At 63.6% G+C, this 21,667-nt stretch carries 21 protein-coding genes; 8 read left to right on the top strand and 13 right to left on the bottom strand.

Going from position 1 to position 21,667, the window contains the following annotated elements; all coding sequences use genetic code 11:
• The first annotated feature begins 121 nt into the window (after nt 1–121).
• Genes HU720_RS13270 through HU720_RS13285 form a run of 4 tightly spaced genes read left to right on the top strand, consistent with a single transcriptional unit; the run spans nt 122 to nt 3,581 of the window.
• Nucleotides 122–1,252: an MlaE family lipid ABC transporter permease subunit gene (locus HU720_RS13270; RefSeq protein WP_186520382.1), complete on the top strand. Its 1,131-nt coding sequence runs from the start codon at nt 122–124 to the stop codon at nt 1,250–1,252.
• Nucleotides 1,246–2,034 carry an ATP-binding cassette domain-containing protein gene (locus HU720_RS13275; protein WP_186520402.1) on the top strand — a complete coding sequence of 263 codons (789 nt, stop codon included), beginning with the start codon at nt 1,246–1,248 and terminating at the stop codon, nt 2,032–2,034. Before HU720_RS13270 ends, HU720_RS13275 begins: the two co-directional genes overlap by 7 nt.
• Nucleotides 2,035–2,037: 3 nt before the next feature.
• Nucleotides 2,038–2,976, top strand: a complete 939-nt coding sequence (locus HU720_RS13280) for an MlaD family protein (RefSeq protein WP_186520383.1) — start codon at nt 2,038–2,040, stop codon at nt 2,974–2,976.
• Nucleotides 2,973–3,581, top strand: coding sequence for an ABC-type transport auxiliary lipoprotein family protein (locus HU720_RS13285; protein WP_186520384.1), 609 nt, complete (start codon nt 2,973–2,975; stop codon nt 3,579–3,581). The genes HU720_RS13280 and HU720_RS13285 overlap by 4 nt, the downstream gene beginning before the upstream one ends.
• Here HU720_RS13285 and HU720_RS13290 read toward each other — a convergent pair.
• The 6 genes from HU720_RS13290 to HU720_RS13315 form a co-directional block, all read right to left on the bottom strand.
• Complete coding sequence (locus HU720_RS13290) at nt 3,563–4,792, bottom strand: spore maturation protein (protein ID WP_186520385.1); 1,230 nt, start codon at nt 4,790–4,792, stop codon at nt 3,563–3,565. The two genes, HU720_RS13285 and HU720_RS13290, sit on opposite strands and share 19 nt — an antisense overlap.
• A 238-nt stretch (nt 4,793–5,030) precedes the next feature.
• Entirely contained in the window at nt 5,031–6,362 is a 1,332-nt protein-coding gene (gltP, locus tag HU720_RS13295) for a glutamate/aspartate:proton symporter GltP (protein WP_186520386.1), read from the bottom strand.
• Between the two features lie 725 nt (nt 6,363–7,087).
• The gene (locus HU720_RS13300) at nt 7,088–7,546 is read right to left on the bottom strand and encodes an inhibitor of vertebrate lysozyme family protein (RefSeq protein WP_186520387.1); all 459 of its coding nucleotides are present in this window, start codon (nt 7,544–7,546) and stop codon (nt 7,088–7,090) included.
• A gap of 3 nt (nt 7,547–7,549) precedes the next feature.
• Entirely contained in the window at nt 7,550–7,711 is a 162-nt protein-coding gene (locus HU720_RS13305; RefSeq protein ID WP_186520388.1) for a DUF1328 domain-containing protein, read from the bottom strand.
• A 54-nt stretch (nt 7,712–7,765) separates the two neighbouring features.
• Nucleotides 7,766–8,053, bottom strand: a complete 288-nt coding sequence (locus HU720_RS13310; protein WP_186520389.1) for a hypothetical protein — start codon at nt 8,051–8,053, stop codon at nt 7,766–7,768.
• Nucleotides 8,054–8,234: 181 nt separating this feature from the next.
• A complete protein-coding gene (locus HU720_RS13315) occupies nt 8,235–9,056 on the bottom strand; it encodes a BON domain-containing protein (protein ID WP_186520390.1) in 822 nt (273 codons plus the stop codon).
• Between the two features lie 212 nt (nt 9,057–9,268).
• Here HU720_RS13315 and algB point away from each other — a divergent pair, with 212 nt between their 5' ends.
• A complete protein-coding gene (gene algB / locus HU720_RS13320; protein WP_186520391.1) occupies nt 9,269–10,615 on the top strand; it encodes a sigma-54-dependent response regulator transcription factor AlgB in 1,347 nt (448 codons plus the stop codon).
• Nucleotides 10,612–12,390: a KinB sensor domain-containing domain gene (locus HU720_RS13325; protein WP_186520392.1), complete on the top strand. Its 1,779-nt coding sequence runs from the start codon at nt 10,612–10,614 to the stop codon at nt 12,388–12,390. The genes algB and HU720_RS13325 overlap by 4 nt, the downstream gene beginning before the upstream one ends.
• A gap of 166 nt (nt 12,391–12,556) precedes the next feature.
• Here HU720_RS13325 and HU720_RS13330 read toward each other — a convergent pair whose 3' ends face one another.
• The 3 genes from HU720_RS13330 to HU720_RS13340 all read right to left on the bottom strand — a co-directional run bounded on the left by HU720_RS13330 (nt 12,557) and on the right by HU720_RS13340 (nt 15,070).
• Nucleotides 12,557–13,327 (bottom strand): MetQ/NlpA family ABC transporter substrate-binding protein, encoded by a 771-nt coding sequence (locus HU720_RS13330; RefSeq protein ID WP_186520393.1) that lies wholly within the window; start codon nt 13,325–13,327, stop codon nt 12,557–12,559.
• 64 nt (nt 13,328–13,391) lie between these two features.
• Complete coding sequence (locus HU720_RS13335) at nt 13,392–14,063, bottom strand: methionine ABC transporter permease (RefSeq protein ID WP_186520394.1); 672 nt, start codon at nt 14,061–14,063, stop codon at nt 13,392–13,394.
• Nucleotides 14,063–15,070: a methionine ABC transporter ATP-binding protein gene (locus tag HU720_RS13340; RefSeq protein ID WP_186520395.1), complete on the bottom strand. Its 1,008-nt coding sequence runs from the start codon at nt 15,068–15,070 to the stop codon at nt 14,063–14,065. Before HU720_RS13340 ends, HU720_RS13335 begins: the two co-directional genes overlap by 1 nt.
• Nucleotides 15,071–15,294: 224 nt before the next feature.
• Between HU720_RS13340 and katE the strand changes: the two genes are divergently transcribed.
• A complete protein-coding gene (katE, locus tag HU720_RS13345; RefSeq protein WP_186520396.1) occupies nt 15,295–17,439 on the top strand; it encodes a catalase HPII in 2,145 nt (714 codons plus the stop codon).
• A gap of 176 nt (nt 17,440–17,615) precedes the next feature.
• Here katE and HU720_RS13350 read toward each other — a convergent pair whose 3' ends face one another.
• From HU720_RS13350 to zur, 4 genes are all read right to left on the bottom strand, one after another.
• Complete coding sequence (locus HU720_RS13350; RefSeq protein ID WP_186520397.1) at nt 17,616–18,323, bottom strand: PA5502 family lipoprotein; 708 nt, start codon at nt 18,321–18,323, stop codon at nt 17,616–17,618.
• A 116-nt stretch (nt 18,324–18,439) separates the two neighbouring features.
• A complete protein-coding gene (gene znuB, locus HU720_RS13355) occupies nt 18,440–19,222 on the bottom strand; it encodes a zinc ABC transporter permease subunit ZnuB (RefSeq protein ID WP_186520398.1) in 783 nt (260 codons plus the stop codon).
• On the bottom strand, nt 19,215–19,988 hold the full coding sequence (znuC, locus tag HU720_RS13360) for a zinc ABC transporter ATP-binding protein ZnuC (RefSeq protein ID WP_186520399.1): 774 nt from the start codon (nt 19,986–19,988) through the stop codon (nt 19,215–19,217). The genes znuB and znuC overlap by 8 nt, the downstream gene beginning before the upstream one ends.
• A complete protein-coding gene (gene zur / locus HU720_RS13365; RefSeq protein ID WP_186520400.1) occupies nt 19,985–20,470 on the bottom strand; it encodes a zinc uptake transcriptional repressor Zur in 486 nt (161 codons plus the stop codon). Before zur ends, znuC begins: the two co-directional genes overlap by 4 nt.
• Nucleotides 20,471–20,488: 18 nt before the next feature.
• On the opposite strand from zur, the gene HU720_RS13370 reads away from it, so the two are divergent.
• Complete coding sequence (locus HU720_RS13370; protein ID WP_186520401.1) at nt 20,489–21,457, top strand: zinc ABC transporter substrate-binding protein; 969 nt, start codon at nt 20,489–20,491, stop codon at nt 21,455–21,457.
• Nucleotides 21,458–21,667 lie beyond the last annotated feature (210 nt).

Here is a 21,667-nt window from a genome sequence, read left to right on the forward strand (position 1 = left end):
GCCCTTTCGCGGCACAAGGCCGCTCCTACAGAGGGGGCCAGTCTGCTGATCGAGCACATTTTCAACAAACCCCACCCACCCCGCTGCGCTATGATCAGCCTCTGTGCCCACCGTCAGATGCATGGAGCCTATGACCGCCCCGAGCGCAACCCTGGATCACCAGCAGCCCTCTAGCCTGCGCATTGCCGGCGACTGGACCCTGGCCCACTACGCCAGCCTCAAGCGCACCTGCGAGCAACTGCGCAGCCAGTACTCGCCAGACACCGCAGTCGACCTCAGCCAGCTCGGCCGGCTCGATACGGCCGGCGCCTCGCTGCTGGCCGAGCTGCTCGGCGCCGAGCGCCTGGAACGCTGCACCAGCACCCTCAGCGAAGCCAACCGCGCCTTGCTGCAGACCGTCTACCGTTCGGTACAAAACTACTGCATCCCGGTCAAACAACCCGAGCGCCCGGTACTGGTCCAGTTGCTCGGCCGCATCGGCCGTGCGGTGGATGCGCTTTGGCAGGACACCCTGCAGGTGCTCGGCTTCATCGGCCTGATCCTGCAAACCCTGCTGCTGCGCCTGTTCCAGCCCCAGCGCTGGCGCATGACACCGCTGGTTGCCCACCTTGAGCAAACCGGCCTGGATGCCGCCCCCATCGTTGCCTTGCTGACATTTCTGGTCGGGGCCGTGGTGGCATTTCTCGGGGCCACGGTGCTGGCCGCCTTTGGCGCGACAATCTTTACCGTCGACCTGGTTGCCTTCTCGTTCCTGCGCGAATTTGCCGTGCTGCTGACCGCCATCCTCATGGCCGGGCGCACCGCCAGCGCCTTTACCGCGCAAATCGGCTCGATGAAGGCCAACGAAGAAATCGACGCCATCCGCACCCTGGGCCTGAACCCCATCGAACTGCTGGTGGTGCCGCGGGTGCTGGCGCTGTTGATCGCACTGCCGCTGCTGACCTTTGTCGCGATGATCTGCGGCATGGTCGGCGGGGCGGTGGTCTGCGCGTTGTCGCTGGGCATCTCCCCGGCGATGTTCCTGTCGCTGCTGCAAACCGATATCGGTGTGCAGCATTTTCTGGTGGGCCTGGCCAAGGCGCCGTTCTTCGCCTTCCTGATCGCGGCCATTGGCTGCCTTGAAGGCTTCAAAGTCAGCGGCAGCGCCGAATCGGTCGGTGCCCACACCACCTCGGCGGTGGTGCAATCGATCTTCGTGGTGATCGTGCTGGATGCGATCGCCGCGCTGTTCTTCATGGAGATGGGCTGGTGACGGAGGCGGTGATCCAAGCCCGGGGCCTGTGCAATCGCTTCGGCAGCCAGACGGTGCACGAGAACCTCGACCTGGACCTGTATCGCGGCGAGATCCTCGCCGTGGTCGGCGGCTCGGGCAGCGGCAAGTCGGTGCTGCTGCGCAGCATCATTGGCCTGCGCCAGGCTAACGAGGGCAGGGTGACGGTGTTCGGCCAGGACCTGGCCGGCCTCGATGAACGCCAACGCTCGCAGGTCGAGCGGCGCTTCGGCGTGTTGTTCCAGAAGGGCGCGCTGTTCTCGTCGCTGACGGTGACCGAAAACGTCGCCTTGCCACTGATCGAACACGCCGGCCTGTCACGCGCCGACGCCGAGCACTTGGCCGGAGTCAAGCTGGCGCTGGCCGGGCTGCCGATCAGCGCCGCCGACAAATACCCCGCCTCGCTGTCAGGCGGCATGATCAAGCGCGCAGCGCTGGCCCGCGCCCTGGCGCTGGACCCAGACATCCTGTTCCTCGACGAACCCACCGCCGGCCTCGACCCCATCGGCGCCGCCGACTTCGACCAACTCATCCTCACCCTGCGCGATGCCCTGGGGCTGTCGGTGTTTTTGATTACCCACGACCTCGACACGCTGTACACCATCACCGACCGCGTGGCGGTGCTGGCGCAGAAAAAGGTGCTGGTCGCCGGCCCGCTGAGCAGCGTGGCGCAGGCCGATGACCCGTGGATTCACGACTATTTTCACGGCCCGCGTGGCCGGGCGGCCGACGATGCCGCCCTGCGCGCCCGCCAGGAGCGCTGAACGATGGAAACCCGAGCTCATCATGTCCTGATCGGCCTGATCACCGTGCTGGTGGTGGCCGGCGCCATGCTGTTCGGCCTGTGGCTGACCAAGTCCAGCGTCGACGATGCGTTCAAGGACTACGAGGTGGTGTTCAACGAGGCGGTGTCGGGCTTGTCACGCGGCAGCCCGGTGCAATACAACGGCATCAAGGTCGGCGATGTGAGCACCCTGCGCCTCGACCCGCAGGACCCGCGCCGGGTGCTGGCGCGGGTGCGCCTGAGCGGCGACACGCCGGTCAAGGAAGACACCCAGGCCAAGCTGACCCTGGCCGGGGTGACCGGCAATGCCTTCATCCAGCTCAGCGGCGGCACCCCGCAAAGCCCCGAACTCAAGGGCAAGGACGGCAAGCTGCCGATCATCATCGCCTCGCCCTCGCCCATTTCACGCCTGCTCAACGACAGCAGCGACCTGGTCACCAATATCAACCTGCTGCTGCACAACGCCAACCAGATGTTCTCCGAGCGCAACGTCGAGCACTTGAGCAACACCCTGGCCAACCTCGACCAGACCACCGGCGCCTTCGCCAGCAAAAAGGGCGGCATCGCCGACACCCTGGCCCAGCTTGCCGAAGTGGGCCGCCAGGCCAACGCCACCCTGGCCGAAACCCAGGCGCTGATGCGCAACGCCAACGGCCTGCTCGGCACCCAGGGCAAGCAAGCCATCGGCAGCGCCGAACAGGCCATGCAGTCGCTGGCCGAGACCAGCGCCACCCTCAACCGCCTGTTGCAGGACAACCGCCAGGCCATCGACGATGGCGCCCAGGGCCTGAACCAGGTTGCCCCGGCCATTCGCGAGCTGCGCGAGACCCTCAATTCGCTCAAAGGCATCTCCCGGCGCCTGGAAGCCGACCCCAGCGGCTACCTGCTGGGCCGCGACAACAACAAGGAGTTCCAGCCATGATCGCGTCGCTGCGCCTGCTCGCCCTCAGCGCTTCACTGAGCCTGCTCACCGCCTGCTCGATCCTGCCGCAGAGCGCGCCTGTGGATATCTACCGCTTGCCCGTTGGCCAAGGCAGCGCAAGCCCGGCAGCGCTGGGCTGGTCATTGCGGGTGAACAAGCCGCTGGCCAGCGAAACACTGTCGGGGCCACGCATCGCGGTTATCCCGCAGGGTGATGTGCTCAGCAGCTACAAGGGCGCCCGCTGGAGCGACCCGGTGCCGCTGCTGGTGCGCAACCGCCTGCTGGATGGTTTCCAGCGCGATGGCCGGGTGCAGCGCCTGAGCGCCGATGACAGCAACCTGCAGGCCGACTACGAGCTGGGCGGCGAGCTACAGGCGTTTCAGAGCGAATACCGCTACTGGCGCGTGGTGGAAGTGGTGATCCGCTATGACGCGCGGCTGATCGATGGGCGTACCCAACGTATTCTGGCCAGCAAACGCTTCGAAGTCCGCGAGCACCTCGACCACACCGATGTGCCGCGAGTGGTGCGCGGCTTCGGTACGGCCAGCGACCAGCTGACGCGCCAGGTGATCGACTGGACCGTGGCTCAGGCGAAGAACCAGTAGCAGACGAAGATCGCCGCGACCACCCCGGAGAACTCGGCCAGCAGCGCACATCCCACGGCGTGGCGCACACGCTGGATGCCCACCGCACCGAAGTACACTGCCAGCACGTAGAAGGTGGTTTCGGTGCTGCCCTGAATAGTCGCCGCCACCAGCGCCGGGAAGCTGTCGACACCGTGGGTCTGCATGGTCTCGATCAGCATGGCCCGCGCCGCGCTGCCGGAGAATGGCTTGACCAGCGCGGTCGGCAGGCCCTCGACAAAGCGGGTGTCCAGGCCCAGCCAACTGACGGCGTGGCGAATGCCGTCCAGGGCCAGCTCCAAGGCGCCTGAGGCGCGTAGCACACCGACTGCCACCAGCATGGCGACCAGATACGGCAACAGCGCCTTGGCCACGTCAAAGCCTTCCTTGGCGCCCTCGACGAACGCCTCGTACACCTTCACGCGCTTGAGCGCGCCAACCAGCACGAACAGCATGATCACCCCGAACAGCGTGAGGTTGCCCAGGATCGACGAAAGCCCGGCCAGCGCCGCTGCCGACAAGGTGCCCAGAAACGCCATGAAGCACCCCAGCAGCAACGCACCGGGGATCAGGTAGGCGAGCACCACCGGGTCCCACAGGCGCAAGCGCTGCATCACCGCCACCGACAGCAGGCCGACCAGGGTCGACACGCTGGTGGCCAGCAGGATCGGCAGGAACACCAAGGTGGGGTCCATGGCCCCTTGCTGGGCGCGGTACATGAAGATGGTCACCGGCAGCAGCGTCAGCGACGAGGCGTTGAGCACCAGAAACAGGATCTGCGCATTGCTTGCTGTGGTGCTGCTGGGGTTGAGCTCCTGCAGCGCCCGCATGGCCTTGAGGCCGATGGGGGTGGCGGCGTTGTCCAGGCCCAGGCCGTTGGCGGCGAAGTTCATGGTGATCAGCCCCAGGGCCGGGTGCCCGCGTGGCACTTCCGGCATCAGCCGGGCGAACAGCGGCCCGAGGACCTTGGCCAGCCATTCGACGATGCCGGCTTTTTCGGCGATTTTGAGAAAGCCCAGCCACAGCGTCAGGGTGCCGAACAGCAGGACCATGACCTCCACCGAAAGCTTGGCCATGGCAAAGATGCTCTCGACCATGGCGGCGAAGATACCGGCGTTGCCGCCCACCAGCCATTGCGCCAGGGCGGAGATGGCCGCCACCACGAAGAAGCCAAGCCAAAGGCCGTTGAGCATCCCGGAATTCCCCTGTGAAAAATGCCCGAATGATAGCGCAATCGGCCTGTAGGAGCGGCCTTGCGTCGCGAAAGGGCTGCGAAGCAGCCCCGGCGGTCTTGCATGAAGCCGAGATCCTGGGGCCGCTGCGCGCCCCTTTCGCGACACAAGGCCGCTCCTACGCACCACACTGCGTCGCTTTGGCCACAAACACAAAAAAGCCCCGACGAGTCGGGGCTTTCTGGTTCAGCGCAACGGCTTACTGGTTAACAGGCTCGCCTGCTACAACAGCGTCTTTCTTGCCTTTGGCAACCACCGAGTTGTAGTACGCCTCGCCTTTGGCGCTGTCGTACATACCCTGCCACTTGGCGATAACCACGGCGGCCAGGGCGTTGCCCACCACGTTCAGCGCGGTACGGGCCATGTCCATGATGCGGTCGACGCCAGCGATGAACGCCAGGCCTTCCAGCGGAATGCCAACGCTGCCCAAGGTAGCCAGCAGCACCACGAACGACACGCCCGGCACGCCGGCGATACCTTTGGAGGTGACCATCAGGGTCAGCACCAGCATCAGCTGCTGGCCGATCGACAGGTCGATGCCGTACAGCTGGGCGATGAAGATAGCCGCGATGCTCTGGTACAGGGTCGAGCCGTCGAGGTTGAACGAGTAGCCGGTCGGCACCACGAACGAGCAGATCGACTTCGGCGCGCCGTACTTTTCCATCTTCTCGATCACGCGCGGCAGCACGGTTTCGGAGCTGGAGGTGGAGTAGGCGAGGATCAGCTCATCTTTCATGATGCGCATGATCTTGATCACCGAGAAGCCAAACACCCGTGCCACCAGGCCCAGCACCATGAAGGCGAAGAAGGCGATGGCGAAGTACACCAGCACGACCAGCTTGGCCAGCGGCAGCAGCGAGGCGAAGCCGAAGTTGGCCACGGTCACGGCGATCAGGGCGAATACGCCGATCGGGGCGTAGTTCATGATCATGTGGGTGACCTTGAACATGGTCTCCGACACGCCCTGGAAGGTGCGCACCAGCGGCTCGCGCAGGTCGGCGTTAAGGGTCGAAAGGCCCATGCCGAACATTACCGAGAAGAAGATGATCGGCAGCATTTCGCCACGCATCAGCGCTGCGAAGATATTCGACGGGATCAGGTTGAGCAGGGTTTCGATGAACGCGTGCTCATGCTGCACCTCGGCGGCGGTCGCCTGGTACTTGGAGATATCGACGGTACCCAGGGTGCTCATGTCGATGCCGGCGCCCGGGTGGAAGACGTTGGCCAGCACCAGGCCGACGACGATGGCAATGGTGGTCACCACCTCGAAGTAGAGGATGGTCTTGAGGCCAATACTGCCAAGTTTCTTCGCATCGCCAACCCCGGCAATACCCACGATCAGCGACGAGATCACGATCGGGACAACGATCATCTTGATCAGACGAATGAAGATGTCGCCAGCGGGCTGGAGGATGTTGCTGATCCACCATGCCTTTTCTGCACTGAAATGATTCAGTAGCGCGCCGACTGCAACGCCCAGCAACAAACCGATCACGATTTGCCAGGCGAGGCTCAGTTTTGCCTTCTTCATGTCATTACCCTTTGTTGTAGTGGTCACAGGCATCCGGCGTCAAACCCGCGTTGCAGAGCTGTTTAAAGCATCGTTGCAACCCTTTGCTTGCGCCCGGCGACCCCATGAAAGGTCACCGCGAGCACGCCAAAGACGTACTCGGGCCGGGGAAAAAGGCGGCAACTATTGCGATGGTAAAGGTGCCAGTCTAATGCCGGAAACGACTACCCCATGCCGAATCGGCATGAGGCGAGACCCTCAAATCGGGCGTCGGCAAGCCCTTGATTTTCAACGTTCGGAAACCCGAACAAGACCGAACCGCCAGATTTCGGCAGATTTGGCGGCTAATGCAGAAGGATAGGAATGGCATGTTCGACAATCCGAATGGCTGAAATGCCACCTGACCTGACCGGTCGGACAGTCGAAAAAAAAGCGATGTACGGTCACGACAAAATGTGTCTTACAGACAAGCCGTGCCTATATAAGGAAGGAATGCTGCATCAGGCGCTTCGGAAGCCAGACCGGCCTGCGGCCGATCTGCAACTTCCGATGCCACCCTCTCCTGACCCGGCCCATAAAGGAGGTACTCCCTGTACCCCTAGGCCACTCCGATCCTGTAGCAATCAGAACAGCCCGGCCCCCTGGTCATGCGCTGCTTCTCATCGATGCGGCGCATCATAGAAGCCAGAACGATAGATTGGTTCAGCTTCTATTTCGTTACAGTGCGTGCCCTGATACAAAAAACCTCAGTACCAGTTGGGGTCACGCTTGAGCTGCTCCTGCAGCATGGCCTTCATGCCGTCATCGGGCTTGCCGAGCCAGCGGTAATCCGCGTGGCGGGTCGGCGACTTGTCCGCGGGCAAACCTTCGGGCACCTCCACGAGCATCCCGTAGGCATCGTCCTTGTCCCAGCTGAAAGCAACGATCAGCCGTTTGTGGGTGCAGTTGTTGTCGGACTCGCAAAGAGGGCCAACCAGATACTGGTCACCATCCTCGGTCACTGCCGACATCTGTAGCGGCGAGCTGCCGCTCAGGTTGATCACCCACTCGGGCAGGCGTTCCTCGCCCTTGATCGCGTCCTGCCAGGTTTCCCGGTATTCGGGGTCCGTGCTCAACACTTGGTTGGCACGCACCTGGCCGTCATTGGCCGCCATGGCCGTGGTGACGACGCCCAGTAGCAGGGCGCCGGCCAGCATCCTGTTCATGGGTCAGCCCCTGCGACGTCCGAAGATGAAGGACGCTACGAACAGCACCAGGAAGACAATGAACAGAATCTTCGCGATACCAGTAGCCGCGCCCGCGATACCACCGAAGCCCAGGACGGCAGCGACAATGGCGATGATCAGGAAAGTGATAGCCCAGCTCAGCATGATGTTTCTCCTTTCTTGTGCGTAATCGAGTGCGTAAAAAGCCTTGCCGAAGTGTCAGAACACCCAGCGTTCTTGCGGTTGAACCGTTTCAAGTACAGCAGGGGCAGCTGTGTCACTGGCCGGCATTGGCTCGGCCGCTCGGACCAAGGTGCTGGCACGGGTCGCCTTCATCTGCGTCAACAGCGCGGTTTGCGCCGCTACCTGGTCGGCCAGGCGTGCGGTCTGCCAGCTGTAGTAGAACAGGCCGGCTGCCAAGGTGAGCAGCACGGCCATGCCAAGAATCAACGCCTGGCGAGCTGGCAAAACGGCGGATTGCGTGCGGTTGACGTTTGGGCGGTTCATGCCAGCTCCTCCTGCTTACTGCGTACTTGTTTTATGAAACCTGAACAAGACATTGCAGCCTGCATGCCAGCTTTTAACCGATATAAAAACCCTTATAAATCAACCTGTTACGCAATATCTCAAAAAGTTCAAGGACGTATCCTGCACGATGCACGCTGTGGCGCCGTGCGTTTTGCACGATTCAACCTTCGACCTTTCTGGCCACCTTGAGCAAATCGGCGTCCACGCCCCGCACGCCGACGATCTGCCGCGCCACGTCCACGGCAATGGTGCGCTGTTCGCTGCTGACCACCTCGCCAGACAACCGCACCATGCCGTCGGCACTGGCCACCTTGATATTCAGGCCGTCCAGGTTGCGGCTGAAGCGGTAGCTGGTCTGGATCTTGTCGATGATCCAGCTGTCGCTGGGCTGCGGCCCGCTGGGCGCATCCACCGGTTTTTCCCGGGCCTTGGCCAGGGCAGTGCTGTCCAGGCTCACCAAATTGTTGACCAGGTGCACGCCGTCAGTGGTGCGTGCCAGCACCCCGGCCAGTTCCTTGGCCTCGGCGCTGTCGACCTTGCCGCGCAAGGTGACTACGCCATCGCGGCTTTGTACCTCGATGGGCGACTTCTCGGTGACCCGGCTCCACAGCAGGCGGGCGCGCACCACGGCGCCGAGGGTGGCGTCCTCCAGGCGTTGGGCATAGGCACGCGGCTCCAGCGGGTGTTCGATCAGTGCCGGGTTGATGCGCAACTGGTTGTCCACCTGTTCGATGCCACGGGTGGCCAGCGCCACATGCTCGGCCAGGTCGCGCTCGACGGGGTTTTCCACTTCACCGCTCAGGCGCGCCTGCGCGCCGTCCACTTCAACCTTGATCGGGAAGGGGTTGAGCAGGCGGTTGAGGGACAACGCCGTCTGCAATGAGCCTTCCAGGCGGGCGTCCTGGACGGGGTCGGCCAGCGCGGCGATCATAATTGGCAACAAACTGCAGGCCATCACCAGGGTTCGAAGGGGGAATCGCATCGTGTTTACCTCCTGACAGATACATCAACCTGTGACCGTCGCAACCGCCATGCCAGCCCACAGGCACTTAATAACTTCACTGTTTTCAACGACTTGGCCATCATGGCGGCTAAGAGCTAGCATGCATGGCGCGGAATCAATCAGAATCAACCATGCAACTTGCCCGATTTTTCCGACACTAACTGAGATCAATCCCAAAGGAGCGTAGGAAAATGGAGCCAGTCCAGGACAAGCAAGGCCGCATTCTGCTGGTGGATGACGAGTCCGCGATCCTGCGCACCTTCCGCTATTGCCTCGAAGACGAGGGCTATAGCGTCGCCACCGCCAACAGTGCCGCCCAGGCTGAGACCCTGCTGCAACGCCAGGTGTTCGACCTGTGCTTTCTCGATTTGCGCCTGGGCGAGGACAACGGCCTCGATGTGCTGGCCCAGATGCGCATCCAGGCACCGTGGATGCGCGTGGTCATCGTCACTGCCCACTCGGCGATCGACACCGCCGTAGACGCCATTCAGGCCGGCGCTGCCGATTACCTGGTCAAACCGTGCAGCCCCGACCAGTTGCGCCTGGCCACGGCCAAGCAACTGGAAGTGCGCCAGCTCTCGGCACGCCTTGAAGCCCTCGAAGGCGAGGTGCGCAAACCCAAGGACGGCCTGGATTCCCACAGCCCGGCCATGATGGTGGTGCTGGAAACGGCCCGCCAGGTGGCAACCACCGATGCCAACATCCTTATTCTGGGCGAGTCGGGCACCGGTAAAGGCGAGCTGGCCCGTGCCATCCACGGCTGGAGCAAGCGCGCGCGCAAGTCGTGCGTGACCATCAACTGCCCGTCGCTGAACGCCGAGCTGATGGAAAGCGAACTGTTCGGTCACACCCGCGGCGCCTTTACCGGTGCCAGCGAGAGCACCCTTGGGCGGGTTAGCCAGGCCGACGGCGGCACCCTGTTCCTCGACGAAATCGGCGACTTCCCGCTGAGCCTGCAGCCCAAGCTGCTGCGTTTTATCCAGGACAAGGAGTACGAGCGCGTCGGCGACCCAGTGACGCGCCGCGCCGATGTGCGGATTCTGGCCGCGACCAACCTCAACCTTGAGGAGATGGTCCGCGAAGGGCGGTTCCGTGAAGACCTGCTGTACCGCCTGAACGTGATCACCCTGCACCTGCCGCCGCTACGCGAACGCAGCGAGGACGTGCTGACCCTGGCCGACCGCTTCCTGGCCCGCTTCGTCAAAGAGTACTCGCGCCCCGCCCGTGGGTTCAGCGACGAAGCCCGCGCCGCGCTGCTCAACTACCGCTGGCCGGGCAACATCCGCGAGCTGCGCAACGTGGTGGAACGGGCCAGCATCATCTGCCCGCAGGAGCGTGTGGAGGTGACCCACCTGGGCATGGGCGAACAGCCCACCAGCAGCGCCCCGCGTGTTGGCGCGGCGCTGAGCCTGGATGAGCTGGAACGGGCGCACATCGGTGCGGTGCTGGCCGCCAGCGACACCCTCGACCAGGCCGCGAAAACCCTCGGCATCGATGCCTCGACGCTGTACCGCAAGCGCAAGCAGTACAACTTATGAAGTGGTCGATGAAGCTGCGCACGCGGCTCTTTCTAAGTATTTCGGCGCTGGTCACAGTCGCGTTGCTGGGCCTGCTGTTGGGGCTGTTCAGTGTGCTGCAGATGGCAACCATGCAGCAACGTTTGGTGCAGGACACTACGCACACGCTGTCGCTGGGCCTGCAATTGCGGCAGAACCTGGGCGAACAGCTGAACCTGATTCTGGACCCGGACACCGTCCCGGAAAACCTGCTGGCATTACAAAGCCGTTTTCAGACCTTGCTCAGCCAAGGCCTGGAGGAGGGCGTGCCCAACGCAGGCTTCAACCAGGCCAAAAGCAACTACCAGGCGTTTCTCGAGGCCTACCGGCAAAGCCCGGCGCCGTCGCGCAGCATGGGCATCGACCAACCGCTGGGGTCGGCCTTCAACCAGGTGCGCAATGACCTGATCGACTCGCACAAGCAAACCCTTGAGCAGATCATCCACGCCGAAGAGCATTCCCGCGACCGCGCACTGCTGATCAGCGGCATGCTCGGCATGATGGGGCTGACGGTACTGGTGCTGGGGTTCATGACCGCGCACAACATTGCCCGGCGCTTCGGCCAACCCATCGAGGCGCTGGCCAAGGCTGCCGACCAGGTAGGCCAAGGCAATTTCGATGTGACCTTGCCGGTGACCAAGGGCAGCGAACTGAGCTTGCTGACCCGCCGTTTCGGGCTGATGGCCGATGCCCTGCGCAAACACCAGGCCACGAATGTCGACGAACTGCTGGCCGGCCAGCAGCGCCTGCAAGCTGTGCTCGACAGCATCGACGATGGCTTGCTGATCATCGACCGCCAAGGCCGCCTGGAGCACCTCAACCCGGTGGCTCAGCGCCAATTGGGCTGGGACCCGAGCCGCATCGGCGTGAGCCTGGCCGAAGCCTTGCAACGCCCGGAGTTGGAACAGCAGATGCACCTGGTGCTGCGCGGCGGCAGCCTGGACCGCCCGCCAGAAGACCTGAGCCTGGAAGTGGACGACGAAACCCGCCTGCTGACCTACAGCCTGACCCCGGTCAGCCACCCGCAAGGGCCGATCCTGGGGGCGGTGATGGTGCTGCACGACGTGACCGAGCAGCGCGCCTTCGAGCGTGTGCGCAGCGAGTTCGTGCTACGCGCCTCCCACGAACTGCGCACCCCGGTCACCGGCATGCACATGGCCTTTGGCCTGCTGCGTGAGCGCATCAGCTTCCCGCCCGAGGCGCGTGAGAACGACCTGCTCGACACCATCGGCGAAGAGATGCAGCGCCTGACGCAATTGATCAACGACCTGCTCAACTTCTCGCGCTACCAGAGCGGGCTGCAAAAGCTTGAACTGGCGCCGTGCGCCCTGGATGAACTGTTCGAGCGCGCCGTTGCGCGCTTTGCCGAGCAGGCTGCAGCCAAGCAGATAGAGCTGGTGTGTGAGTTGGAGCCGCCACTGCCACGCATCCAGGCGGACATCGCGCAGATCGAGCGGGTGCTCGACAACCTGCTGCACAATGCCATCCGCCATACCGCCAGCGGCGGGCGTATCCGCCTGCATGCGCGGCGCCATGCCGAACGGGTGATCATCAGCGTCGAAGACAACGGCGAAGGGATTGCCTACGGCCAGCAGGGGCGGATTTTCGAGCCGTTCGTACAGGTTGGCCGCAAGAAAGGCGGCGCCGGGCTGGGCTTGGCGTTGTGCAAGGAGATCGTGCAGTTGCACGGCGGGCGCATGGGTGTGTTTTCACGGCCGGGGCAGGGCACGCAGTTCTACATGGCGTTGCCGGTGTAATACGCGGCACTGGCTAGCGTGGGCCAACGGTTGTCGGGCTCACTGGTGTAGGAGCGGCCTTGTGTCGCGAAAGGGGTGCGCAGCACCCCCAGGAATTGTGCAGAACGCTGATATCCCTGGGGCTGCTTCGCAGCCCTTTCGCGGCACAAGGCCGCTCCTACAAGGGTCAGAACGCTGGTACTACGGCGCCTTTGTACTTCTCGGTGATGAACTGCTTCACCTCAGGCGAGTGCAGCGCAGCGGCCAGCTTTTTCATGGCGTCCGAGTCTTTGTTGTCCGGGCGGGCAACCAGAATGTTCACATAAGGCGAATCGCTGCCTTCGATGGCCAGCGCGTCTTTCTCTGGGTTGAGCTTGGCTTCCAGCGCGTAGTTGGTGTTGATCAGGGCGGCATCGACCTGGGTCAGCACGCGCGGAATGGTGGCCGCTTCCAGCTCACGGAACTTCACGTTTTTCGGGTTACCGGTAACGTCTTTCACGGTGGACAGGATGTTCTTGTTGTCCTTGAGCGTGATCACGCCAGCCTTGGCCAGCAGCAGCAGCGCGCGGCCGCCGTTGGTGGCATCGTTGGGGATGACCACGGTGGCGCCGGTAGGCAGCTCGTCGAGTTTCTTGATCTTGGACGAGTACACGCCCAGCGGCTCGATGTGCACGCCGGCAACGCTCACCAGGTGAGTGCCCTTGGCCTTGTTGAACTCATCCAGGTAAGGCTGGTGCTGGAAGAAGTTGGCGTCCAGGCGCTTTTCGGCAACCTGTACGTTGGGCTGGATGTAGTCGGTGAATTCCTTGACCTTCAGTTCCACGCCTTCCTTGGCCAGTTGTGGCTTCACGAAGTTGAGGATCTCGGCGTGCGGCACCGGGGTGGCGGCAACGGTCAGGGTCTCGGCGTGGGCCGAGAAGGCCGCAACAGCGGCGACAACAGCAAGCAGCTTCTTCATTGATCACTCCTTGTGAGGGCCGCGACGGCCCCCGAACGGGTCGGCCAGGCCGACCCCATTGGGGTTACTTACGGGAAAAATGCACGACCAGTTTGTCGCCGACACTCTGCAGAACTTGAACCAGCAGCAACAGCAGCACCACGGTGACCACCATGACGTCGGTCTGGAAGCGCTGGTAGCCAAAGCGGATGGCCAGGTCGCCCAGCCCGCCTGCGCCGACCACACCGGCCATGGCGGTGTACGACACCAGGGTAATGGCGGTGACGGTAATGGCCGCGAAGATGCCCGGGCGGGCTTCTGGCAGCAGCGCGTTGGTGATGATCTGGCGGGTGGTCGCGCCCATCGACTGGGTGGCTTCGATGATGCCGCGGTCCACCTCACGCAGGGCGGTTTCGACCAGGCGGGCGAAGAACGGCGTAGCACCGACCACCAGCGGCGGAATGGCACCGGCCACGCCCAGCGAGGTGCCGGTGATCAGCACGGTAATCGGGATCATCACGATCAGCAGGATGATGAACGGCAGCGAGCGCAGCACGTTGACCACCAGCGACAGCAGCGCATACAGGCCTTTTTGCTCGAACATCTGCCGTGGCCCGCACAGGAACAGCAGCACGCCCAGCGGCAGGCCCAGCAGCACAGTGAAGAACAGCGAGCCGAACAGCATGATCATGGTGTCGATGGTGGCGAGCCAGATTTCGGCCCAGTCGACGTTGGCGAAGAAATTCAGGGCGTCCATCAACGCAGTACCTCCATATGTACATCAGCTGCCTTGAAGCGGGCGAACGCCGCGTCCATGTCGCCACCGATCAGGGCGAGGGTGAGCTGGCCATAGGGGACATCCTTGATGCGGTCGATACGCCCGGCCAGGATGCTGTAGTCAACGCCGGTTTCGCGGGCCACGGTGCCCAGCAGCGGCGCGTAGGTGGCGTCGCCCTGGAAGGTCAGGCGCACGATGCGGCCTGGCACATGGGCAAAGTCGTCGCGCTGCTCGCCTTCGTTGACCTGCTCGTCTTCCTGGACAAAGCGCTTGGTGGTGGCGTGCTGCGGGTGCAGGAACACCTCGGCCACCGGGCCGTGCTCGACGATATGCCCGGCATCCATGACCGCGACTCGGTCACAGACGCGGCGGATCACGTCCATTTCATGGGTGATCAGCACGATGGTCAGCTTCAGTTCGCGATTGATCTCGGCCAGCAGTTGCAGCACCGATGCGGTGGTTTGCGGGTCGAGGGCGCTAGTGGCTTCGTCGCACAGCAGGATTTTCGGGTTGGTCGACAAGGCGCGGGCAATGCCGACGCGCTGCTTTTGCCCGCCCGACAACTGCGCCGGGTATTTTTTCGCGTGGTCGAGCAGGCCGACGCGGTGCAGCAGCTCCTTGACCCGGCCGTTGATCTGGTCGCGGGACAGTTCACCGGCCAGCACCAACGGCAGCGCGACGTTGTCGGCCACGGTCTTGGACGCCAGCAGGTTGAAGTGCTGAAAGATCATCCCGACCTGCTGGCGGAAACGCCGCAGCTGGTAGGCATCGAACGCGGTGACGTCTTCGCCATCGACGATGATCTTGCCACCGCTCGGCGCTTCGAGGCGGTTGATCAGGCGCAGCATGGTGCTCTTGCCGGCACCGGAGTGGCCAATCAGGCCGAACACCTGGCCATCTTCGATGGTCAGGCTGGTCGGGTTCAGGGCCGGTATATCCCTACCGGCGACGCGGTAGGTCTTGTGGACATTTTGAAACTCGATCACTGAGCGAACCTTGTGGGGCGCATGGAATATGGAGCCAGCGGTTGGCCGGGGTCGCGCATTTTAGCCTTTTCCATACGCTGTTCTTAGCATTTATTTCCTCGCCACCCTATCGAAAGGGCATAACGCGACAACCGGTAATCCTGATTGAACGCTCGGGCTCGCCCCCCAGTCACTACTTGAACAAGCCCAACGGGCAGCCTGAAGACTGATGAGGAGAGCCGCACATGGCCAGCAAGAAAGCGCCGGAACCACGGCAAAGCCAGCTCGCCGGTACCGATACCCCTGACCGCGCCAATACCAATGCCAAGCTGCAGAGCCTGGAGGCAGCGCGCAGCGATGCCACGGGCCAGGCGCTGCGCACCAACCAGGGGGTCAAGGTTGCCGACAATCAGAACAGCCTCAAGGCTGGCGCGCGCGGGCCATCGCTGCTTGAAGACTTCATCATGCGCGAGAAGATCACCCACTTTGACCACGAGCGCATCCCGGAGCGGATCGTCCACGCCCGCGGCACCGGCGCCCATGGTTACTTCCAGAGCTACGGCAACCACGCCGAGCTGACCAAGGCCGGTTTCCTGCAAGACCCGGAAAAAATCACCCCGGTGTTCGTGCGTTTTTCAACCGTGCAGGGCCCGCGGGGTTCGGGCGACACCGTGCGCGATGTGCGCGGCTTTGCGGTCAAGTTCTACACCGACGAAGGCAACTTCGACCTGGTGGGCAACAACATGCCGGTGTTCTTCATTCAGGACGCGATCAAGTTCCCTGACTTTGTGCACGCCGTGAAGCCCGAGCCGCACAACGAGATCCCCACCGGCGGCTCGGCCCATGACACCTTCTGGGACTTCGTCTCGCTGGTACCGGAGTCGGCGCACATGGTCATCTGGGCCATGTCCGACCGCGCCATCCCGCGCAGCCTGCGCATGATGGAAGGCTTTGGCGTGCATACCTTCCGCCTGATCAACGCCCAGGGCGTGGCCAGTTTCGTCAAATTCCACTGGAAACCGCGCCAGGGCGTGCACTCTGTGCTGTGGGACGAGGCGCAAAAGCTTGCAGGCAAAGACACCGACTACCATCGCCGCGACCTGTGGGAAGCCATCGAGACCGGGCACTACCCGGAATGGGAGCTGGGCGTACAGATCGTGCCGGAGGCCGACGAGCACAAGTTCGACTTCGACCTGCTCGACCCGACCAAGATCATTCCTGAAGAACTGGTGCCGGTAACGCCGCTGGGCAAGATGGTGCTCAACCGCAACCCGGACAACTTCTTCGCCGAAGTGGAGCAGGTCGCCTTCTGCCCAGGGCATATCGTGCCGGGCATCGACTTCACCAATGACCCCCTGCTGCAGGGCCGGCTGTTCTCCTACACCGACACGCAGATCAGCCGCCTGGGCGGCCCGAACTTCCATGAAATCCCGATCAACCGCCCGGTGGCGCCCAACCACAACGGCCAACGCGACGGTATGCACCGCATGACCATCGACCGTGGCCGCGCCGCCTACGAGCCCAACTCGATTGACGGCGGCTGGCCCAAAGAAACCCCACCGGCAGCGCAGGATGGCGGCTTCGAGAGCTATCAGGAACGCATCGAGGCGCACAAGGTTCGCGAGCGCAGCGAGTCGTTCGGCGACCACTTCTCCCAGGCGCGGCTGTTCTTCCACAGCATGAGCCCGAACGAGCAGCAGCACATCATCAAGGCCTACAGCTTCGAGCTGGGCAAGGTCGAGCGCGAGGCCATCCGGGCGCGGCAAGTGAACGAAATCCTCGCCAACATCGACCTCACGCTGGCCGCCGCAGTGGCCGCCAACCTTGGCCTGCCGGCGCCCAAGGCGGGCACGGTGCAGGTCAAAGGCAGCCAACTGGCGCAGTCGCCAGCGCTGAGCCAGATGAACCACCCCGGCACCATTGGCATCAGTGGGCGCAAGATCGCCATTCTGCTGGCCGATGGCGTGGATGCAGGCAGTGTCGACAAGGTGGTCAAGGCGCTCGAAGCGCAGAGCGCACGGCCAATGCTGCTGGGGCCGACCTCGGCACCGGTGAAAGCGGCGGACGGCACGGCGCTGGCGGTGGATGCCTCGATGGAGGGCATGCCTTCAGTGATGTTCGATGGGCTGTGGGTGCCGGCGGGCAAGGCGTCGCTGGAAGCGCTGGAAGGTAGCGGGGTGGCCAAGCACTTCCTGCTCGAAGCCTACAAGCATCTGAAACCCATGGGCCTGAGCGTCGAGGCCAAGCTGCTGCTGAACAAGCTGGGCCTCAAGGAGGATGCTGGTTTGCTGCTGGGCGATGATCAGAAAGCGTTCGATGCGTTCTTCAAGGCAGTGCAAGGGCATCGGGTGTGGGCACGTGAAGCGGCCGCTGAGGCGATTCCCGCCTGAAGCATCGCGGGGGCTCACAGGGCCTGGTGTAGGAGCGGCCTTGCGCCGCGAAAGGGGTGCGAAGCACCCCCGGGGTTTTTGCATGATGCGCAGATCCTGGGGCTGCTTTGCAGCCCATCGCGGCGCAAGGCCGCTCCTACAATGACCGCGTAAAGTCCAAGCGCGGTCTGGCCCTGTCAGCGCTGATGCGGAACCAACACCACCTGCGCCGGCAGCGCACGCTGAATCTGGTGTTTCTGCTTCAACTCAAAACCACTGTCGAGCTTGTGCACACGCTTGTGCAGCAAGGTCTTGAGCCAAGGCGCATCCTGCGTACGCGGCACCTGGAACACCACCTCGCAGTTGTAACTCACCACATCGGCAGCAATGTCATCGAGCTGGCGACGCAGCGCGCGGCTGTCAGTGGTCTTGAGCGCAATCACCGTGCTCGGCGCCGACGGGTCGATTACCCGCGCCTGCGGCTTGGCTTCAGCTGCCTTCAATGCCGCCTCGGCCTTTTCAAGCTCGGCCTTGCGTGCATGGGCCATGGTGTCGCCGCCAGTCACGGCAGGGGCCTGTGGCATCAGCGCGCGGGCGCGGGCCAAGGCCGTGGCCGCTGCATTGACGTCGCCCTTCTGCAGCACGATCTGGCTGCGTTGCAGGTAGGCTTCGGCCAACTGCCGCTGGTGGGGCTCGACACGCGGGTCATCCGGCGTCTGGGCTTGCAGGGCGGTCAGTTGGTCTTCAGCGGTGGCCAGCTCATTGCTGGCGATGCTTTGTTCCAACTGCTGCCAGGGATCTGCCTGGGCAGGCGCAGCCGGCTGTTCGACCGGCGCGCTGGAACACGCGGCCAGGCACAGCGAAAACGCGGCAACAAGCAGATAACGGGGGGCGAACAGCTTCATTCCTGCGACTCTCTATTTGCGCAAAAAGCGAGCAAGTCTACACCCAGGTGCGCACGCTCGAAAACAGGTCTTAAAGACCCTTTACCCTGGAAATGGTTGCGTGGCACCGCGTTTTTTCAGCGTTTTGGCAGCGCCAGGCTCAGCAAGAATAGCACTGCCGCGCAGACCACGATCGACGGGCCGGCGGGCGTATCCTTGAACCACGACATGGCCAGGCCCGCACAGACGGCAAGCACACCCAGCAGGCTGGCGCCCAGTGCCATCTGCTCTGGCGAGCGGGCATGACGCTGCGCCGCAGCCGCCGGGATGATCAGCAGCGAGGTGATCAACAACACGCCGACGATCTTCATCGCCACCGCAATCACCACGGCAATCAGCAGCATCAGCGCCAGGCGCAGGCCGGCCACTGGCAGGCCTTCGACCCGCGCCAGCTCTTCATGCACGGTCACCGCCAGCAGCGGCCGCCAGAACACTGCCAGCAGCACCAGCACCAGCGCGCTGCCGCCCAGAATCCAGGCAAGGTCGCTGGGGCTGATCGCCAGCAGGTCGCCGAACAGATACGCCATCAGGTCGATGCGCACGTCATGCATGAAGCTCAGCACCACCAGACCCAGCGACAGCGTGCTGGGCGCGAGGATGCCGAGCAGCGTGTCCGAGGCCAGCGGCTGGCGCTGTTGCAGGGTCACCAGCAGGATCGCCAGCAGCAGGCAGCCGACGGTCACCGCCAATGCCGGGCTGACATCCAGGACGAAGCCCAGCGCCACGCCAAGCAAGGCTGCGTGCGACAAGGTGTCGCCGAAATAAGCCATGCGCCGCCACACCACGAACGAACCCAGGGGGCCTGCAACCACCGCCAACGACAGGCCAGCAAGCAAGGCGTAAAGAAGAAAATCAGCCATGCTTGCAGTGCTCTCCGTGAACATGGGCGCCAGGGGCGACGACCGAGCCGTGCAGGTCGTGGCTGTGGTCGTGGTGATGGTGGTAAACCGCAAGGCTTGGGGCGTTCTGGCCGAACAGCTCGACGAACGCCGGGTCGTTGCTGACCTGCTCGGGGTGGCCGGAGCAACACACATGGCGGTTCAGGCAGACCACCTGGTCGGTCGCGCTCATTACCAGGTGCAGGTCGTGGCTGACCATAAGCACGCCGCAGCCATGGCGGTCGCGCAGGCGGGTAATGAGGTTGTACAGCTCGGTCTGGCCGACCACATCGACCCCTTGCACCGGCTCGTCGAGCACCAGCAGTTCAGGGGCGCGCAGCAGGGCGCGGGCCAGCAGCACGCGCTGCATTTCACCGCCCGATACAGTCTGGATAGGGCTGTCGATGACCTGTTCGGCGCCCACTTCCTGCAATGCTGCCAAGGCTGCCGGGCGGTCTACACCGGGCACCAGGCGCAAAAAGCGCAGCACCGACAGCGGCAGCGTCGGGTCGACCTGGATTTTTTGCGGCATGTAGCCGATACGCAGCTTGGGCTTGCGCCACACCGTGCCCTGGTGCGGCTTGAGCAAACCCAGCACGGCGCGCACCAGGGTGGTCTTGCCGGCGCCGTTGGGGCCGATCAGCGTGACGATCTGGCGCGGCGCCACGGCCAGGTCGATGCTGTCGAGTACCGCTTCGCCGCCAAAGCTGACGCCCACTTGCTGAAGACGGATCAGCGCATCGCTCATGCCTTGCCCCGGCAGTTGCCGCACAGCCCGACCACTTCGACGGTTTGCGTCTCGACCGTAAAGCTGACCGCCTTGGCGCTGCTGACAATGGCGTCGCTGATGCTGGCCTGTTCCAGCTCGATGGCCACATGGCACTCGCGGCAGATGAGGAACTGGCCTTGGTGCACGTGCTCGGGGTGGCTGCAGCCGATGAAGGCGTTGAGCGAGGCGATGCGGTGCACCAGACCATTGTCGAGGAGGAAATCCAAGGCGCGATACACAGTCGGCGGCGCGGCGCGGCGGCCGTCCTGCTCGCTGAGCACGGCGAGGATGTCGTAGGCGCCCAGTGGCTTGTGGCTTTGCCACACCAGCTCCAGCACACGCCGGCGCAAGGCCGTCAGGCGCAGGCCTTGGCGGGTGCACAGCGCGTCAGCCTCAGCCAGCGCGCTATGGACGCAATGGGAGTGATCGTGGGGACGGTGGGCCAGCAGCGTGATGGACATGGGCAGCGACGGTTCTGGATGGAGACGTTATTATGTTACCTGTTTCTGACGAGCCGAGTAGCCACCGTGTCCCGATTCCTTGCTCTCTTTGTCGCTTTCATCGCCTGTTCGGCGCACGCCGAGGTGCGTGTGCTGACCAGCATCAAGCCCCTGCAACAAATTGCCGCTGCGGTGCAGGACGGTGTCGGCAGCCCCGACGTACTGCTGCCGCCTGGCGCTTCGCCGCACCATTACGCGCTACGCCCCTCTGACGTGCGCAAAGTGGGCGATGCCGACCTGCTGTACTGGATCGGCCCGGACATGGAGAACTTCCTGCCCCGCGTGCTCGGCGCGCGCAGCAAGCCGAGCGTGGCGGTGCAGTCGCTGGCCGGCATGCAACTGCGCCATTTCGGCGAGGACAGCCACTCCCATGACGAAGCCGGGCACGACGACGACCACGACGAGCATGACCACGATCACCGCCCAGGCAGCCTTGATGCGCACCTGTGGCTGTCTTCGGTCAATGCCCGGGTGATCGCAGCGAAGATGGCCGCAGACCTTGCCGCTGCCGACCCGGCCAACGCCGCCCGCTACCAGGGCAACCTCAAGGCCTTCGTCGGCCGCCTGGACGCCTTGGATGCACGGCTCAAGCAGCGCGTGGCGGGCATCGCCGGCAAGCCTTACTTCGTGTTCCACGAGGCCTTCGATTATTTCGAGGCGGCCTATGGCCTGAAGCACACCGGCGTGTTCAGCGTCGCCTCTGAGGTGCAGCCTGGCGCGCAGCATGTGGCCGCCATGCGCAAGCGCTTGCAGGAAGTGGGCAAAACCTGTGTATTCAGCGAGCCACCGCTGCGCCCGCGCCTGGCCGAAACCCTGACCGCCGGCCTGCCGGTGCGGCTGGCCGAGCTGGATGCGCTTGGCGGCAACGACCCGGTGGACAGCAAAGGCTATGAGCGCCTGCTGGAGAAGCTGGGCGGCGAGCTGGTGGGCTGTCTGGAGCAGTTGTAGCAGCTAGATTCTGTGGTTTCGTGCAGGCTTGCGGTGGCCTCATCGCAGGCTATCGCCAGCTCCCACAGGATCTCGCTCAAACCTCGCCATCACGGCCCGACGCGGTACTTGTGGGAGATTCTATAGTTTTGTACAAGCCTGTTCTCGCCAGACACATCTCCTTGTGGCGAGCGGGCTTGCCCCGCGTTGGGCTGCGCAGCAGCCCCTGAA

It is taken from the genome of Pseudomonas sp. SWRI51 (assembly GCF_014268825.1).
Taxonomy (GTDB): domain Bacteria; phylum Pseudomonadota; class Gammaproteobacteria; order Pseudomonadales; family Pseudomonadaceae; genus Aquipseudomonas; species Aquipseudomonas farsensis.

Coding starts and splice junctions, on each gene's coding strand:
- HU720_RS13270 (WP_186520382.1), top strand. CDS start 122: ATGGAGCCTATGACCGCCCCGAGCGCAACCCTGGATCACCAGCAGCCC.
- HU720_RS13280 (WP_186520383.1), top strand. CDS start 2,038: ATGGAAACCCGAGCTCATCATGTCCTGATCGGCCTGATCACCGTGCTG.
- HU720_RS13285 (WP_186520384.1), top strand. CDS start 2,973: ATGATCGCGTCGCTGCGCCTGCTCGCCCTCAGCGCTTCACTGAGCCTG.
- HU720_RS13290 (WP_186520385.1), bottom strand. CDS start 4,792: ATGCTCAACGGCCTTTGGCTTGGCTTCTTCGTGGTGGCGGCCATCTCC.
- gltP (WP_186520386.1), bottom strand. CDS start 6,362: ATGAAGAAGGCAAAACTGAGCCTCGCCTGGCAAATCGTGATCGGTTTG.
- HU720_RS13300 (WP_186520387.1), bottom strand. CDS start 7,546: ATGAACAGGATGCTGGCCGGCGCCCTGCTACTGGGCGTCGTCACCACG.
- HU720_RS13305 (WP_186520388.1), bottom strand. CDS start 7,711: ATGCTGAGCTGGGCTATCACTTTCCTGATCATCGCCATTGTCGCTGCC.
- HU720_RS13310 (WP_186520389.1), bottom strand. CDS start 8,053: ATGAACCGCCCAAACGTCAACCGCACGCAATCCGCCGTTTTGCCAGCT.
- HU720_RS13315 (WP_186520390.1), bottom strand. CDS start 9,056: ATGCGATTCCCCCTTCGAACCCTGGTGATGGCCTGCAGTTTGTTGCCA.
- algB (WP_186520391.1), top strand. CDS start 9,269: ATGGAGCCAGTCCAGGACAAGCAAGGCCGCATTCTGCTGGTGGATGAC.
- HU720_RS13325 (WP_186520392.1), top strand. CDS start 10,612: ATGAAGTGGTCGATGAAGCTGCGCACGCGGCTCTTTCTAAGTATTTCG.
- HU720_RS13330 (WP_186520393.1), bottom strand. CDS start 13,327: ATGAAGAAGCTGCTTGCTGTTGTCGCCGCTGTTGCGGCCTTCTCGGCC.
- HU720_RS13335 (WP_186520394.1), bottom strand. CDS start 14,063: ATGGACGCCCTGAATTTCTTCGCCAACGTCGACTGGGCCGAAATCTGG.
- katE (WP_186520396.1), top strand. CDS start 15,295: ATGGCCAGCAAGAAAGCGCCGGAACCACGGCAAAGCCAGCTCGCCGGT.
- HU720_RS13350 (WP_186520397.1), bottom strand. CDS start 18,323: ATGAAGCTGTTCGCCCCCCGTTATCTGCTTGTTGCCGCGTTTTCGCTG.
- znuB (WP_186520398.1), bottom strand. CDS start 19,222: ATGGCTGATTTTCTTCTTTACGCCTTGCTTGCTGGCCTGTCGTTGGCG.
- znuC (WP_186520399.1), bottom strand. CDS start 19,988: ATGAGCGATGCGCTGATCCGTCTTCAGCAAGTGGGCGTCAGCTTTGGC.
- zur (WP_186520400.1), bottom strand. CDS start 20,470: ATGTCCATCACGCTGCTGGCCCACCGTCCCCACGATCACTCCCATTGC.
- HU720_RS13370 (WP_186520401.1), top strand. CDS start 20,489: ATGGAGACGTTATTATGTTACCTGTTTCTGACGAGCCGAGTAGCCACC.